This is a genomic window from Vibrio sp. 10N.222.49.C9 (assembly GCF_041474985.1).
GTDB classification, from domain to species: domain Bacteria; phylum Pseudomonadota; class Gammaproteobacteria; order Enterobacterales; family Vibrionaceae; genus Vibrio; species Vibrio crassostreae_C.
Map to the genome: position 1 here is coordinate 1 of NZ_JBFRVD010001618.1, position 267 is coordinate 267.

Here is a 267-nt window from a genome sequence, read left to right on the forward strand (position 1 = left end):
GAGTCAATGAGCACCGGGCACCAAGAGCGCAGTCACCGCAATAATCCTTTACATAACCAAACTCAGCTCAATTACCCAGCTAAATCTAGCTTAGTCTCCCCTATCTATTGCACGGCAGCGCATTATCTACGCCTAAACCATTCACTGGGAAATAAAGAGCAAGTGGTCATCAGTATGAGCTTTGAGCCCATGCTAGCGGATGCAGCCATGCTAAGCTTCAATGCGATGCGCCAAAAGCAATCACTCGACCTTCTATATCAACTGGAT

At 47.2% G+C, this 267-nt stretch carries 1 pseudogene; it reads left to right on the plus strand.

Features of this window, described 5'->3' with window-relative positions:
- Positions 1-267: pseudogene (locus tag AB4585_RS29530) on the plus strand (hypothetical protein); the annotation flags it as partial.